This window comes from 'Nostoc azollae' 0708, from assembly GCF_000196515.1.
Lineage (GTDB): Bacteria > Cyanobacteriota > Cyanobacteriia > Cyanobacteriales > Nostocaceae > Trichormus_B > Trichormus_B azollae.
On sequence record NC_014248.1, the window covers coordinates 5166228 to 5182064 of the forward strand.

The 15837-nt window shown below is 37.4% G+C and carries 13 protein-coding genes and 2 pseudogenes; 7 read left to right on the forward strand and 8 right to left on the reverse strand.

Translation table 11 applies throughout. The annotated features are described in order from the left end of the window. The first annotated feature begins 92 nt into the window (after positions 1–92). Positions 93–1454, forward strand: a complete 1362-nt coding sequence (locus AAZO_RS24040; RefSeq protein ID WP_013193163.1) for an NAD(P)/FAD-dependent oxidoreductase — start codon at positions 93–95, stop codon at positions 1452–1454. 100 nt (positions 1455–1554) lie between these two features. Here the strand turns inward: AAZO_RS24040 and AAZO_RS32250 are convergent. Then, positions 1555–1767, reverse strand: a pseudogene (locus tag AAZO_RS32250) (DUF4926 domain-containing protein). A 49-nt stretch (positions 1768–1816) separates the two neighbouring features. Further along, positions 1817–3076, reverse strand: a pseudogene (locus AAZO_RS32255) (transposase). A 708-nt stretch (positions 3077–3784) separates the two neighbouring features. On the opposite strand from AAZO_RS32255, the gene AAZO_RS40215 reads away from it, so the two are divergent. Further along, positions 3785–4060 (forward strand): hypothetical protein, encoded by a 276-nt coding sequence (locus AAZO_RS40215; RefSeq protein ID WP_228371398.1) that lies wholly within the window; start codon positions 3785–3787, stop codon positions 4058–4060. A gap of 182 nt (positions 4061–4242) precedes the next feature. Here AAZO_RS40215 and AAZO_RS44345 read toward each other — a convergent pair whose 3' ends face one another. The 3 genes from AAZO_RS44345 to tcmP form a co-directional block, all read right to left on the reverse strand. Next, positions 4243–4437 carry a hypothetical protein gene (locus tag AAZO_RS44345; RefSeq protein WP_420807037.1) on the reverse strand — a complete coding sequence of 65 codons (195 nt, stop codon included), beginning with the start codon at positions 4435–4437 and terminating at the stop codon, positions 4243–4245. Between the two features lie 3 nt (positions 4438–4440). Further along, positions 4441–4566 (reverse strand): hypothetical protein, encoded by a 126-nt coding sequence (locus tag AAZO_RS41880; RefSeq protein ID WP_266887143.1) that lies wholly within the window; start codon positions 4564–4566, stop codon positions 4441–4443. A gap of 1141 nt (positions 4567–5707) precedes the next feature. Continuing rightward, complete coding sequence (gene tcmP, locus AAZO_RS24070) at positions 5708–6172, reverse strand: three-Cys-motif partner protein TcmP (RefSeq protein WP_041643710.1); 465 nt, start codon at positions 6170–6172, stop codon at positions 5708–5710. A gap of 140 nt (positions 6173–6312) precedes the next feature. Between tcmP and ileS the strand changes: the two genes are divergently transcribed. The 3 genes from ileS (at position 6313) to AAZO_RS40230 (ending at position 10355) form a co-directional block, all read left to right on the forward strand. Then, positions 6313–9195: an isoleucine--tRNA ligase gene (gene ileS / locus AAZO_RS24075; RefSeq protein WP_013193164.1), complete on the forward strand. Its 2883-nt coding sequence runs from the start codon at positions 6313–6315 to the stop codon at positions 9193–9195. Between the two features lie 401 nt (positions 9196–9596). Beyond that, a complete protein-coding gene (locus tag AAZO_RS40225) occupies positions 9597–10052 on the forward strand; it encodes an LmeA family phospholipid-binding protein (RefSeq protein ID WP_228371774.1) in 456 nt (151 codons plus the stop codon). Positions 10053–10097: 45 nt separating this feature from the next. Beyond that, positions 10098–10355, forward strand: coding sequence for a hypothetical protein (locus tag AAZO_RS40230; protein ID WP_041642078.1), 258 nt, complete (start codon positions 10098–10100; stop codon positions 10353–10355). An 18-nt stretch (positions 10356–10373) separates the two neighbouring features. On the opposite strand, the gene AAZO_RS32265 is transcribed toward AAZO_RS40230, so the two are convergent. The 3 genes from AAZO_RS32265 to AAZO_RS24100 are packed head-to-tail and all read right to left on the reverse strand — an operon-like array spanning position 10374 to position 11784. Continuing rightward, entirely contained in the window at positions 10374–10979 is a 606-nt protein-coding gene (locus AAZO_RS32265; RefSeq protein WP_228371399.1) for a hypothetical protein, read from the reverse strand. Next, on the reverse strand, positions 10957–11301 hold the full coding sequence (locus tag AAZO_RS40235; RefSeq protein ID WP_041642081.1) for a hypothetical protein: 345 nt from the start codon (positions 11299–11301) through the stop codon (positions 10957–10959). Before AAZO_RS40235 ends, AAZO_RS32265 begins: the two co-directional genes overlap by 23 nt. 15 nt (positions 11302–11316) lie before the next feature. Next, positions 11317–11784, reverse strand: a complete 468-nt coding sequence (locus tag AAZO_RS24100; RefSeq protein ID WP_041642086.1) for a hypothetical protein — start codon at positions 11782–11784, stop codon at positions 11317–11319. 207 nt (positions 11785–11991) lie between these two features. Between AAZO_RS24100 and crtO the strand changes: the two genes are divergently transcribed. After that, positions 11992–13686: a beta-carotene ketolase CrtO gene (crtO, locus tag AAZO_RS24105; protein ID WP_013193165.1), complete on the forward strand. Its 1695-nt coding sequence runs from the start codon at positions 11992–11994 to the stop codon at positions 13684–13686. A gap of 633 nt (positions 13687–14319) precedes the next feature. Next, positions 14320–15429 carry a saccharopine dehydrogenase family protein gene (locus AAZO_RS24110; protein ID WP_013193166.1) on the forward strand — a complete coding sequence of 370 codons (1110 nt, stop codon included), beginning with the start codon at positions 14320–14322 and terminating at the stop codon, positions 15427–15429. Positions 15430–15837 lie beyond the last annotated feature (408 nt).

Here is a 15837-nt window from a genome sequence, read left to right on the forward strand (position 1 = left end):
GGTGTTCTAAATAAACGGCAAAGTACATTATAATTTTGTTACATCTGTGTTAAGAAACGTTACATAAGTCTTAACAAAAGGAAATATTTTCTATGGTTGTTTCACCTCAAAAAAAGCCATCACATGAGGTTGTCATCATTGGTGGTGGTTTTGGTGGACTGTATGCAGCAAAGGCTCTTGCTAACACAAATGTAAATGTTACTCTCATTGATAAACGTAACTTTCACCTATTTCAGCCGCTTTTATATCAAGTTGCCACAGGTACGCTATCACCTGCTGATATTTCTGCACCATTGCGTTCTGTATTTAGCAAAAGCAAGAATACAAAAGTGCTGCTGGGAGAAGTAAATAATATTGATCCAAAAGCGCAAAAAGTTATTATGGGTGATGAAATAATACCCTATGATACATTAATTGTGGCTACAGGTGCTAACCATTCCTATTTTGGTAAGGATAACTGGAGAGAATTTGCTCCTGGCTTGAAAACTGTGGAAGATGCGATAGAAATGCGTCGCCGGATATTTTCAGCATTTGAAGGGGCAGAAAAAGAAACGGATCCCGTAAAAAGTCGTGCTTTTTTGACTTTTGTGCTTGTGGGGGGTGGTCCGACTGGTGTAGAATTAGCAGGTGCGATCGCAGAGTTGGCATACAAAACTCTACAAGAAGATTTCCGCAACATTAACACTTCAGAAACGAGAGTTTTACTATTGCAAGGGGGCGATCGCATTCTCCCACACATTGCACCAGAGTTATCCCAAGCAGCCGCAGCAGCCTTGCAAAAGTTGGGAGTGGTTATCCACACTAATACCAGGGTGACAAATATTGAAAATGACATTGTTACTTTCAAGCAAGATGGTGAATTGATAGAAATTGCTTCAAAAACTATCTTGTGGGCAGCAGGTGTTCAGGGTTCGGCACTGGGGAGAATTTTAGCAGAACGTACAGATGTAGAATGTGATCACGCTGGGCGTGTAATTGTAGAACCGAATTTGACTATCAAGGGTTATAAAAACATTTTCGTAATTGGAGATTTAGCCAACTTCTCCCATCAAAATGGGAAACCCTTACCTGGTGTTGCACCCGTAGCCAAACAACAAGGAGAGTATGTAGGTGGACTGATTCAACTACGGCTTCAAGGTCATACTTTGCCAGAATTTCATTACACCGACGTGGGTAGTTTGGCAATGATTGGGCAAAATTTAGCTGTTGTAGATTTAGGCTTCATCAAACTCACTGGTTTCCTTGCTTGGGTATTTTGGCTAGTAATTCACATCTACTTCTTAATCGAGTTTGATACTAAATTAGTAGTAGTAATTCAGTGGGCGTGGAATTATATCACTCGTAATCGTCGCTCTCGATTGATTACAGGTAAAGAAGCTTTTTTAGATCCACAACCTGTTAACAGTAGCAATAATTCCCAGACTACAGAAAAGAAGCAAGCAGTCAAGCTCTAGGATTTTAATTTTGTAGCTACCACTACATTGAAACCTATGAAAAACTCGTCATTCCTCTCAATACTGACTCAAGGAATTGAGTTTCAGGCTTGTGGCGGGTTTAGCTAAATTCTACTTCAAATACAACACTATCCAGCACTAAAGTAGGGGATATTGGCTCAAAATGTAAAACCATAATTTGCTCTGGAAGCAAGCCAAAAGATTCGTATGTTTGTCCATTACTATCGCTAAATTATACTTGAAATACAGTACCATCTGCTAGTAATTCGACTATTGTACCAACTTGACCACGCAATAACTTATATTCAGGTATATCTCTCTGCTGTCACTTTCCAGAATAAGCAAGTAGTAAAGAAGCTAAATCATCCAGAAGCATAACAGGGTTTAAATTGATTCATGGCAGCAATTAAATGATTAAATCCCAGCACTAAATGTGAATTAGGGAAAATACTTAACCAGGGATAAATTAACCAAAATAGTAAGAGTGGTTGGATAATGAGACGTAGATTCTTTAAAGTATTCTTCCATCCAGATTCATGATTCCATTGCGGATGATTAGAAAAAACAGCATCATTATTTTCTTGTGCTTCAGTCTCAAGTTGATGAGATTGATTGAAGCCTAAGAAGACTGGAGAATTTAAACTAATCATCGTATAAACACTAAAAATAATCTCCCAGCATCTCTCAATATGTTGGAAATTAGTGAAACGGTAATCTGTCCATCCTAGTTCCTATTTACACTGTCTAAACCCATATTAAACCCAGGTTCTTAATCCATATAAGTTGCCTAAAGTCTTCTTCAAGTTACCTTGAAGATTCGTCATTACAAAGGAGGTGGAATTTTCTGGCATGGTTTCTGGGTCAGTAGTTATTTCCCAGTAATTTATGGCTCTTTCTTTACCATAAATTATTTCCCTAATGTATCTAGTCTTTGATTTTTGATTGCTAAATGTTCTCTCAAATTTACACCACTTATTCGCTCTAACGCTTTCTCCTGAAGGTAAACAGACTCCATGATTACTTCTAATTGATACTACATAATCTAACTTATATTCACCTAATTTTCTAATGAATTGGCTACTTTCGCCATATCAGCTATCAGCTAGTACTAATTCAATATTTAACCCTGATTCCATTAATTCTGTCATTATCTCTGATGGGAACTCTATTTTAGTTTTATATTTATCTGACTCGTTTAGTGTTCCTTTTCCATTATCTACCTTTCCCACGCTTCCTAAATATTGTCTAGCTACATAATCAGTCTTTTTCCCTTTTTTTCTATCTCCGGTTTCATGTATTACTACTGTAATCGCCTGCTCATTCAATTCTTGCTTGAGTTTATTTAATCTTCGTTGTTTTAATTCATCTACTTACCAATCTGAATTAGCTAGAAAATGATGTAATGACTGGGCTGAGTTTATGCTCACTACCTTTGCTATCTCTGGTACCGATTTTCGTTTTATAGTTGATATTATCCCCATGTGTAAATAATACTTGAAGCACTCATAATTTTTTACTTCCTTAAACAGGTCTTTATACTTTGCACAATATTCATCTATCATGACAACTGTTGGGTGAGCATCTCTTGCTAAATGTTTCAGGATTTGTAACTCTACATCCATTACCCCACCTACCTTTCAGGGTTTCCTTTTTTTATTCTTTTATTCAGAAAACCCGGAAAGTGACAGAAGAGGGATATCAACTGTTAATGCTACTACATCTATTAATTTGGGTTGAATTTTACTCATTTTATATACTATTCAGTTAATTCATCTAAACGAGCAATACCTTAATAAACTAACTGGTAAGTTTCAAAGCAGCAGCTAAAATATAATCATCAGATTCCATCTCATCTAAATTATCCAGTTTCATCTGTTCCATAATTTGACGATGAGTAATTTCATATTGAGCATCTACTAAGATAGGTGCGATTTGATGGGTGACTTTTTGCCAATCTTCAGGTGAAGCTATTACCTCTCTATGTTACAATGCTGTATAAGCCTCTGCTGGAAGATTAGCTAAAAATTGCAAGTTTAAATTAATATTTCATACTTGTATTTGTTGGGCTATTTTAGACGAATCTTTCATCAAGCTATCGATTTCTTTATCGGTCTAAGTCAATCTAGTTTGTTCAAACATATAAATTCCTTGTGAACTTTGTGGTACAATAAAAACTGTATTTTATCTAAAGTTAGAAATGGCTACGATTAAATACACCTAATTATATATTCATTAATAAGTCAGTTTATCAAGTTAAATGTTATCTGAAAATGCTCCAACCACCAAATTTAATACAGTTATGTTTTGATCTTAACATCTGATGTGCATCTTTGCTGTCGGATAGGAAAGGAAAGCAGAATTCATCCAGTCAAAATTTAGTAAGAATCATCAGGCAAGGCTATTGTGAATTAGGGCTAGTACAGTTAATTATATCTTCGGGTATGATTAACCGTTTAGGTTCAGTCCTTGAGGAACAGCTAAGTATTCCCACAGCATTTATCGATTCTTATCTATCTGCAATTATTAGTTATACCCAACTCGGAGCAATTTATTTTTCTCCACAATTAACTTTAGGTGGGACTGGTATAGTTGCTATTCCTGATTAAGAAGATACCCATATTCTAGAAACGGTACTTGCAGGTAAGGCTGATATTTTGATTATAGTCAAGTTTAAAGATTTTATTTCTAATAAAACACGCATTATTAAGGCAGCTAAACACCTCTTTTATACTGCATCTAATCATGCTGTTCATATTATACATCATCATTTGAGGATGGAATAGTTACCTCAGGATAGTATCACAGAATTTGAGCATTTTAAATAAAAAAAATCGCTGAAACATGGTTTGGTCAATGCACCAAAAAATTGGGAATATTTGAGAGCATTTTTATAATTCTTGCTAATAAAACATCTACCAATATTGTGCTGTATATAAATTTCTTGCATCGTTATTGTTTGACTTGCAAATTCATCAAGCAGCATTTGTTATAATTCATCCAGAGGACGTGATAACTCAAACAAAAATGGTTGTCTAAGAATAGCTGCATTATATTCAACAGAAGGGACACCCTGATTGTACTTACAACTTTCTTTTGCCATTACCTCTTTCATAATTTCATAGCCTTTGAAGTGCTTGCTTACAAAAAATATTAAGTAATAACTAGTACATTTTCTGTTTTCATGTTTAAAGAAAGAGCTTTAAACATATTCAAACTGCATGTCTTGTAAAGCTTCACAAATTCTATAATTATTAAGTCTGTTTCTTGTAGTTTAGGTTTAACTCATTCTAAATAATTACCTAATTTATCTACTCTATTTCCCTCAAGAATTACATTATTATTTTATTCAAATACCTTATTACCTACATCCATATTAATGCGATTATAGTTAAAAAAGAATATACAATCACAGCCTTAATTTTCTCTAGAAACTGAGCAAATAAGATCCAAAGATAATCCATTAGAGACGTCCGAAAATTTACAAAGGAGTCTGTGTCTAGCTTTTCACAGTGTTAGGATTAGGAAAGAGCCAAGGAAAGAAGCAGGGTTGGGAATAGTTACGGATAGTTCCTATCCATGAAGATGTTGATGACAAATTCATAACTGACCTCATATCCATAACATTTATGAAATGGGCAACACTCATGAACCAATTCCTAATGTGAATAAACCAAAAATAGTAAGAATTACTTGTGACTAAATTGGGGAATCCAGGGGAAATCTTTCTTGAGGTACCCGGAATATTTTTACAAGTCTAATGACATGTGCAACAAAAATACCCTTGTTGGAAAACTCTTTGTTTCATGCCTTTTGTTCTGAGTGGCCATGGCATAATCCCTATCATGTTTTTCTACCTGTTCAAGGAGACTAGGAGGGAAAACATCTCGTAATATCTCTAGTCAGTAATGAAATGTGTCCTTTGCTTCCGTTTTCCATATACAGCAATGCAAACCTAAAACCTCAAATATTGGCATTGTCCTCCAATAGAATAAGCATAGACATACCTCTTCTTTTTTCTTTTATCTCTAGTTTCCCTTTCCCCCCTGCTCCTTTCTGATTTATACCTATCTTTTTACTTTCTATGTCACCTTGAAGTTTTTTATGCTACATTCCACATTGGGCTAACAAGTCTTGAAACTGATGGTTAGTTATTCCCAGTATTTATTTTGTACGATGTTGATATTCTTAAATATAGTTAATTTAGTGGATTTTTCCTTTTCCTACACCCTCAAAATTCCCTTCTACCATTTTTTTCACACCAAGTTAATTTTCCTGACAGGTCTTTTGTATCCACAGGGGTCTAGAAAAAATAATGTAGGAACAAAATTTAGCTGATTAAACGCTTTAACAAAATTTTCCCCTACCTCATGGTTTATCACTTCTGGGTTATATTTTAAATTATCAATACCAGGAATTTTACTTATAGCTTCTTGGAAAGAATTGGTATATTCAGGATTGGCATCCTTAAATAAGGTTTTCAGCATATTTCGCATATCTGGATCAGCAATTGCTGTTTCTAAAACTTTAATTGGTGTTGACTTTGCTCCATACTTATATATACCTAGACCGGAGAAAAGGTCTATGTAGGCAATCTTAGAACCTGCTTTTTTAGCAGTAGGCATAATTACTTTTACCCAAGCCCAAGAATATTTATCAAGAATTCTTGCTTCTACTAAAAATTGCTCTTTCTGTTCATCAAAAAAGGAATGGTTACTCATAGGTAATGTTTTTATCTATACTGGAACTATAGTAATTTCTAAATTACTCAATGTCTAGAACTGACACAGAAGGGTTTTAGACTTTCTACCTTGACTTATAATTGATCAAATAACTGCAAACATATCTTAGGCATGAAACTGTGACCGAAACTGGAAAATACAAAGATACCGTCAACTTACCCAAAACTAACTTCGATATGCGGGCTAACGCAATCAAGCGCGAACCCGAAATCCAAAAATTCTGGGAGGAAAACAACATTTATTCTCGCCTTTCTGAAGAAAACTCCGGCGAATTATTTATACTGCACGATGGTCCTCCCTATGCTAACGGTCAGTTGCATATTGGTCATGCCTTAAATAAGATTCTCAAAGATATTATTAACCGTTACCAATTGTTCAAAGGTAGTAAAATCTGCTATATCCCTGGATGGGATTGTCACGGACTGCCGATTGAGTTGAAAGTTCTGCAAAATATGAAACAGGCAGAACGGCAAAATCTCACACCTTTACAATTGCGACAAAAGGCGAAAGAGTTCGCACTGAAGACAGTGGATGAACAGCGGGAAAGCTTTAAACGGTACGGTGTTTGGGGTGATTGGGATCATCCTTATTTAACCCTGAAGCCAGAATATGAAGCCGCGCAAATTGGCGTTTTTGGGGAAATGTTCCTCAAAGGTTATATTTATCGCGGTTTAAAGCCTGTTCACTGGAGTCCTAGTTCTAAAACAGCTTTGGCTGAAGCGGAGTTAGAATATCCTGAAGGTCACGTTTCTCGTAGTATTTACACCGCTTTTCCGGTAACAAAGGTTGCCGAAGGGTTAAAATCTAGTTTGGATGGTCTCTTGCCTGATTTGGGCGTGGCTGTGTGGACTACTACTCCTTGGACTATTCCGGGTAATTTGGCTGTGGCTGTGAATGGTGCGTTGGAATATGCTGTGGTGGAGGTGTCACGCACAGACACAGCGATGCAGAGAGGATTTAAGTATCTGATTGTTGCGGCTGAGTTAGTGGAAAGGTTGGTTGCGATTTTGGATGCTGAGTTAACGGTAAAGGCAACTTTCCCTGGCAAAGATTTGGAACATACTACTTACCGTCATCCTTTGTTTGACCGTGAAAGTCAGGTGGTGGTTGGTGGTGATTATATCACTACTGATTCGGGTACAGGGTTGGTTCATACTGCTCCTGGTCATGGTCAAGAGGATTATATTGTCGGTCAGCGTTATGGTTTACCGATTCTTGCACCTGTCGATGGTAGTGGTAATTTCACTGATGATGCTGGTAAATTTTCTGGGTTAAATGTTTTGAGTGAGGGGAATCAAGCGATTATTGATGCTTTGACGGAAGTGGGTTCTCTGTTGAAGGAGGAAGCCTATCCTCACAAGTATCCTTATGATTGGAGAACGAAGAAACCAACTATTTTCCGGGCTACTGAACAATGGTTTGCTTCTGTGGCAGGATTTAGGGAAGATGCTTTAAAGGCTATTTCATCTGTGCGTTGGATTCCCCCACAAGGTGAGAATAGAATTACACCAATGGTTGCAGAACGTTCTGATTGGTGTATATCTCGTCAACGGACTTGGGGTGTTCCCATTCCCGTATTCTATGATGAGGAAACGGGGGAAGCTTTGCTAAATACGGAAACTATTAACTACGTTCAATCTATCTTTGCTGAAAAGGGTTCTGATGCTTGGTGGGATTTGTCGGTGGAGGAGTTGTTACCGGAAACATATCGTCACAATGGCAAAACTTACCGCAGAGGTACAGACACTATGGATGTCTGGTTTGATTCTGGTTCTTCTTGGGCAGCGGTGGCGAAACAAAGGCCAGAGTTAGGTTATCCTGTGGATATGTATTTAGAAGGTTCTGACCAACACCGAGGATGGTTTCAGTCAAGTTTGTTGACCAGTGTGGCAGTGAATGGTATTGCACCTTACAAAACAGTTTTAACTCATGGTTTCGTCTTGGATGAACAAGGACGGAAAATGAGTAAGTCTGTAGGAAATGTGGTTGATCCCCAAGTTATCATCAATGGTGGTAGTAACCAGAATCAACAACCAGCTTATGGTGCTGATGTTTTGCGGTTGTGGGTGTCATCGGTAGATTATTCTGGTGATGTGCGTTTGGGTAGTAAGATCATCAAGCAATTAGCTGATGTTAGGAATAAGATTCGCAATACTGCACGGTTTTTGTTGGGTAGTTTGCATGATTTTGACCCAAAACAGGATGGTGTAGCGTTTGATGATTTACCAGATTTGGATAAGTATATGCTGCACCGCATCCGTGAGGTGTTTAATGAGGTGACGGAAGCTTTTGACAGTTTCCAGTTTTTCCGCTTTTTCCAAACTGTGCAGAATTTCTGTGTTGTGGATTTGTCGAATTTTTATTTAGATGTTGCGAAGGATAGATTGTATATCAGTGCTGCTGATAGTTTCCGTCGTCGTAGTTGTCAAACGGTGTTGCAGATTGCTTTGGAGAATTTAGCGAGAGCGATCGCACCAGTTTTGTGTCATACTGCTGAAGATATTTGGCAGTTTATCCCCTACAAAACACCTTATAAATCAGTATTTGAGGCTGGTTGGGTGCAGGTAGATGATGAATGGGAAAATGAAGATTTAGCAGAATTTTGGGATACTCTGCGTTCACTCCGCACCGATGTTAACAAAGTGATTGAACAAGCGCGGGTAGAAAAATTAATCGGTTCTTCCCTGGAAGCAAAGGTTTTACTGCATATCCCTCACAAACAGTTGTGGGAAGCTATCAAAGCCTTTAACCCTGTGAAGGGTAACGGTATTGATAAACTGCGATATTTATTGCTGACTTCCCAAGTGGAAATTTTAGACTCTAATGAGAAAATGGCAGGATTGAAATATTCCACGCAAACAGAAGACTGGACTATAGGAATAGTAAACGCAGATGGACAGAAGTGCGATCGCTGTTGGAACTATTCTACCCATGTTGGTGAATCTGAAGAACATCCCTTATTGTGTGAACGCTGTATTCCCGCTTTAGCTGGTGAGTTTTAAAATACGTTAAAAATTAATGTAGAGATATTTCCTAAAACGTCTCTACATTAATTTAAAAGTTCATTGGCTTAACTAGTACCGCCGTGAATTCAAAATGCTTCTTTCAGAAGAGCTACCCTAATAAAATATCTCCTTCGGAGACGCTACGCAAACAAAATTCAAAATGAATACAGTGTAATCTTTTCAGAGATTTGGAATGGTTTATTTACGCTGTATTGTGCTAGCTATAAACACTATTTGGAATTGGTACCAATACTGCTCAATTAAAGTTGAATACCCCTTTGGAAGAATTAACATCTATCTAACTAGCTCTATCTAAAGATAGATACACTCTCAGTATTCAGAGTCTACATTAGCTAGTACTAGGAGGCTGGGAGATCAAAATATATTATATTATTATAATATCTGAAAAGCCAAAACTAGAGGATCAATTCTTATGTCAAGAAGCCGCCAGAAGTCTATCTGAACCACTAGAGGAAGTAGAACAAATAAATGTAGAAGTCCAAACGGATATTGGGAAAATATTTCAGGGAAGAGTAGATGGAGTTTCCCTTGCAGGTCAAGGATGGGTGGTACAAAAGAAAATCCGTATCCAAGAAATTAATCTGCAAACAGATAATATTATTGTTGATCCTTTAAGTGTTATTTTAGGTCAAATTAAACTCAATACCCCAGTAAATGCCAATATTCGTATTGTTCTCACGGAAGCAGATATTAACTACGCTTTGACCTCAGATATGATTAGCGGCTTAGTGAAAAAATTCAGGTTGAATGTAGATGGAGAGATTGTCAGTTTTGAACCATCAGAAATGCAAATATTGCTCACCGGTGATGGGAAACTTGAATTTCAAGGTTAAATCTGGATTAAAGAAAAGGAAGATACTCACATTTTAGGTTATCATGTGATCGCTCATCTACGCACTCAAACCAAACCTCCCATGCTGGAAAGTTTTCGCTGTACGGAAGGAGAAGGAACTAGAATGGAATTAATTGCCGCCGCCATAGAAAAAGTTAGAGAAATTATTAATTTACCATCTTTTGAGTGGGAAAACATGGTCTTTTATATTAAAGAGATGGAAATACAAAAGAGTAATTTAATACTCATACTTGAAGCGCACGTTAGGCAAATTCCCTCACGAGAAACAAAAGGTATACCCTGAATACTTCGGGGGAAGAAGCTATTCAGGCATCCATGAGCACCCAAAAGGATTGAGAGCAGATTTTTCGTCAAAAACAGTCGCCAAACAGGGAATATTCCCAACCTTAGAAATGCGGTCACGAATATATTCAGAAAAGCTAATTCCCAACTTACGAGTAGTAGGACCAAGAGACATAAAAGTATCCCAAGCCTGAGTCCCTTCGAGAGTCTGAGTGGCATCACTAATATTGCCTCGCTGCACCATAGTTCTAGCACCTAACTCAGCCGGGTTATTGTGCAAAGGTAATTCAGGATGCTCTAAAACATAAAGCAACTCAGAAATTTTGACCAGAGTTAATGGTTTTCGCTCATCTAATTGTCGATAACCACTGTCAGTGTGGAACAACTTCCAAAACTTATACCGGAGTTTATTTGCTGTTTGCTGACTGGGAGAATCTTGATCAGGGAGTAAGTCTCGGTAGTAATTCCAGAAATCATCCAGGAATTTATCTAAAACCTTTTGGTGACAAGCAATAAACGCACTTAACTTCTTATAATTTCTTCCTTCATCTACCCAATAGAAAACGATATTATCAGTCAGTAACTTCAATTGAGGAGCATCATCATAAACCAGACTTTGCACCACTCACTGGCCAATCAGTTTGTTGATGATAGAAAGCAATAGCTACTGCTTCCATAATCCGAGTCCGTTGTTGTGAACCCAGTTTAGGCAGATGTGTATCCAGTAGGGTATGAAACTCTGCCTCACTCAACACAGTTTCTTGAGGTAATACTTGGAGAGTATTTCTCCATTTAGTTGGTAGTTGAAAATGCTCCAGCAAGTCAAAATTCTCTAGGAACTCTAACAAGTTACCTTGGGTCATGTTACCCCCATAGTACAAGCTGATAATCAGGGTTTTTATTCCTAAACCGAATTCTCCCTCATAACCCCAAGGAGGTTCTACCAAATAGGTTTTTCCTTCTCATGGTGAGTAGTATTTCTCTTTCCGGAATAGTACGTTATCGGTTGCCAGGATGATGTCTTGGATGATTACTTCTTCATACCCTTTGAACTGCGCCTCTGCTGGCAGTAATTCTTGGGGATATTCTAGTATTTCTTCTCTGTCTATTTTAATCCGAGCCTTCTTACTGCCTTTGTTGTCCTTTTTTAGCGTTTGTCGCTCTTTCTCCGATGAGTGATTACTTGTGAAGCCTTTTTGATTCTTGGCTTTTATCTTTGCCTGACCCTTTTCTCCCTTCAATCGGTTGTTTTCATCTCTTAACCCTTGATTTTCTGCCCGTAATTCTTTAACTTCTAATTGTAACTGCTCTATTAGATTCAGTAATATCTCTACTTTCTGACCTATGGATTCCTCTGCAATTCCTTTTCGCTCAATGCTTTGGAGCAACTCTGTTTGTGATAAGTCTTTTGCTAAAATTTTTTGCCTCATGTCTCATATTTTATAACGCCCTGTGTCCCACCCTCAACTTTTTCTTTTTTTTCTCTTACCCCTACTTATTGCGCCGATACAACTAACTATACTTTATGACAATTAAGGCTTACTATAGTAAACAGTAAATGTTAATAAATTGAAAATGATGTAAATTAGTTAAAACTTTCTCACCTCTACAACCTAGTTTATTTGACAATGAAATTCATGCAAGAATATGATGTCGTAATTATCGGTGCAGGACACAATGGTTTAGTTTGTGCTGCTTATTTACTCAAAGCGGGTTATAGTGTCCTGCTACTAGAAAAGCGCCCTGTTCCTGGAGGTGCAGCCACAACCGAAGAATGTATACCAGACAAAGCACCGGGGTTTAAATTTAACTTGTGTGCTATTGACCATGAATTTATTCATTTGGGTCCAGTTGTTGAAGAGTTAGAACTAACGAAACACGGTTTAGAATATCTAGAATGTGACCCAGTTGTTTTCTGTCCCCATCCTGATGGTAAATATTTCTTAGCTCATAAATCTTTAGAAAAAACCTGTACAGAAATTGCTCGTTATAACGAACGAGACGCCAAAAAATATGCTGAATTTACAGACTATTGGCAACGGGCAATTAATGCCATGATTCCCATGTTTAATGCCCCACCAAAATCAATTATAGATATTTTTGGTAACTACAACATTCAAAAAGTCAAAGACTTATTTTCAGTCGTTGGTTCTCCATCCAAAAGCCTTGACTTTGTGCGTACCATGTTGAATAGTGCAGAAGATATTCTCAATGAGTGGTTTGATGAAGAATTTTTGAAAGCGCCACTGGCCAGATTAGCTTCAGAACTGGGTGCGCCACCTTCACAAAAAAACCTGGCAATTGGTGTCATGATGATGTCCATGCGTCATAATCCCGGTATGGCTAGACCACGGGGAGGCACAGGTGCATTGGTGCAAGCATTGGTGAATTTAGTCACAAGCAAAGGTGGCGTAATTCTTACAGACCAGCACGTGGAAAAAGTTTTAATTGATGATGCAAAAGCTGTGGGTGTGCGGGTGGCAGGTGGTCAAGAATATCGAGCTAAATATGGAGTAATTTCTAATATTGATGCTCAACGTTTGTTTTTACAAATGACTGATAAAAGTGATATTGATGCAGTTGATTCTGATTTATGGGAAAGATTAGAACGCCGCATCATTAACAACAATGAAACTATCATGAAGATAGATTTAGCTTTAGATGAACCTCTACATTTTCCCCACCATGATCATAAAGATGAATATCTCACTGGTTCGATCTTAATTGCTGATTCTATGAATCATGTAGAACAGGCTCATAGCAAATGTACATTAGGAGAAATTCCCGATTCTGACCCATCAATGTATGTGGTCATGCCCAGCTTCCTTGATCCCAGTTTAGCACCTCCAGGTAAACATACAGTGTGGATTGAATTTTTTGGACCTTATCAAATTGCAGGTGCAGAAGGTACAGGTTTAAAAGGTACAGGTTGGACTGATGAATTGAAAAATAAAGTTGCAGATAGGGTAGTAGACAAACTAGCAACTTATTCACCAAATTTGAAAACTTCAATTATAGCTAGAAGGGTAGAAAGTCCAGCAGAATTAGGAGAAAGATTAGGTGCTTACAAAGGAAATTATTATCATATTGATATGACTATGGATCAAATGATATTTTTCCGACCTTTGCCAGAATTAGCTAACTACAAAACCCCCATTGACAATCTCTTTTTAACTGGTGCAGGTACACACCCCGGTGGTTCAATTTCAGGAATGCCAGGACGCAATTGTGCGAGGGTATTTTTGCAGAATAAGCACCCAATTACTCAGACTTTGAAGGATGCGGGTAATTCGATAAAGTCTACTGTAGAGTCGGTATTTGGTATTAGATAGTTATAACTGAGATATAGGGTGCGTTACATAACGTTAACGCACCTATTTTTATAGGTTATAGGTTTGTAAATTTGTAAGGATTCAGGGCAGATTGGATTTTTGTCATGGATAAAGGCCCACCAGCCGATAAAATTACCCTGTCTGAGTACCAAAAAATTAGAGTAGATACTAATTAAGATATTGATTCGGCAGAGAAATTCATTTTCTCTTAAAAGCTGTCTGCCGATTTATTCACGTTAATTTTATACATTGAAGATATTAACTCCAAAACTTTATGTACTGTATTTTTACTAATGTCGGTAAGCCTAACACATAACAAATAAAGATATTATTAAGTTGAGATAAAAACTTGCTGAAGTTTTGGTAATATGTGTTTGCTTTTGCTTTTAAAGGAAAAATCAAACTTTTTCCCTAAACCAATCTACACTACATAATAAATTAAAAATCACAAAGTAATCAGTATTGATTCCTATGTAGTACCGAGTTAAAAAATAATTTTGAGAGGATGTTTATGGAAAACTCGGATACCGAAGGGTATTCTCAATCCCAGATCTAAAATTGTATGACTTGTTACCGATGACAAAAGGGACATAAATCTGATGAAATAAAGATAATGTTGTCCACACTGTAATCATGACAGACCGTGTTTTAATTATTGGAGGACGGGGACGCATTGGTAGCGCAGTTGCTAATGATATCCTCAATCACACACAGACAGATATTACTATCACTGGACGTTCCCCAGAGGGGAGTTTATCTTTAGGTGAGAGAGTGCAGTTTTTGCAGTTAGATTTGAGGGAATTTGACAAATTGAGGGATGCGATCACACAATCAAATCTAGTCATCCACTGTGCTGGGCCATTTCACTATCGAGATACACAAGTTCTAGAAACTTGCATTGAGCAAGGTACAAATTACTTAGATGTCAGTGATCACCGTTCCTATACCCAAAAGGCGTTAAATTTACATCAAAAAGCTGTTGATGCGGGAGTAACGGCAATTATTAATACCGGTATTTTCCCTGGTATTTCTAACAGTTTAGTACTTCAGGGAATCGAGCAATTTGAAAAACCAGAAAAAATACATTTAAGTTATTTAGTCTCCGGTTCTGGTGGCGCTGGAGTTACCGTGATGCGAACTACATTTCTCGGTTTACAGCATTCTTTTGAAGCTTGGATAAATGGTGAATGGCACTTAGTTGCACCTTATTCTGACCGGGAAAATATTAACTTTCCTCATCCATATCAAAGCAGAGCAGTTTATTGGTTTGATATGCCAGAAACTATCACACTACCTCATTCTTTTCCCACAGTAAAAACCGTAATTACTAAATTTGGTTCAATTCCTGATGTTTACAACCATCTAACTTGGATAGCTGCCCATATTTTCCCAAAATGGTTAATCCAGCGCCGTTATATGATCGAATTTTTGTCTCATGTGAGTCATAGCATGACTAATTTTACAAATATCTTTACTGGAATTGGAGTAGTAGTACGCGCAGAAGTGACAGGAGAAAAAGATGGTCAAACAATTGTTTATGCTGCAACTTTAGTCCATGAAAATACTGCTGTTGCTTCTAGTATGGGTACTGGTAGTATCGCCAAATTAATCCTAGAAGGTAAACTCAAACACCCTGGAGTTTCACCTGTAGAAGCAGCATTACCTACCAGTTTATTTACAGAAATTATCCAAGAACGGGAAATACAAATTAATTCTCATTGGGCTCCTAATAGAGAGGTCTGAAAATTTAGGAAGGAGTCTTTGTCTGGCTTTCCATATTGTTAAGATTAGGAAAGAGCTAAGGAAAGAATCAGGGTTGGGAATAGTAACTGATAGTTCCTATCCATGAAGATGTTGATGACAAATTCATAACTGACGTCATATCCATAACATATCCATAACATTTATGAAATGGGCAAAACTAATGAACCGATTCCTAATGTGACTAAACCACAAATCCTAAGAATTACTTGTAACTAAATTGGGGAATCCAGGGTAAATCTTTGTTGAGGTACCCGGAATGTTTTTACAAATCTAATGACCTGTTCAACAAAAATACCCTTGGTGGAAAACTCTTTGTTTCCTGCCTTTTGTTCTGAGTCGCCATGGCATAATCGCTATAATCTTTTTCTACCTGTTCAAGGAGACTAA

Excerpts from the sequence above, each read along its gene's own strand:
- AAZO_RS24040 (WP_013193163.1), top strand. The coding sequence starts at position 93 with ATGGTTGTTTCACCTCAAAAAAAGCCATCACATGAGGTTGTCATCATT.
- AAZO_RS44345 (WP_420807037.1), bottom strand. The coding sequence starts at position 4,437 with ATGCTGCTTGATGAATTTGCAAGTCAAACAATAACGATGCAAGAAATT.
- AAZO_RS41880 (WP_266887143.1), bottom strand. The coding sequence starts at position 4,566 with ATGAAAGAGGTAATGGCAAAAGAAAGTTGTAAGTACAATCAGGGTGTC.
- tcmP (WP_041643710.1), bottom strand. The coding sequence starts at position 6,172 with ATGAGTAACCATTCCTTTTTTGATGAACAGAAAGAGCAATTTTTAGTA.
- AAZO_RS24100 (WP_041642086.1), bottom strand. The coding sequence starts at position 11,784 with ATGAGGCAAAAAATTTTAGCAAAAGACTTATCACAAACAGAGTTGCTC.
- crtO (WP_013193165.1), top strand. The coding sequence starts at position 11,992 with ATGCAAGAATATGATGTCGTAATTATCGGTGCAGGACACAATGGTTTA.
- AAZO_RS24110 (WP_013193166.1), top strand. The coding sequence starts at position 14,320 with ATGACAGACCGTGTTTTAATTATTGGAGGACGGGGACGCATTGGTAGC.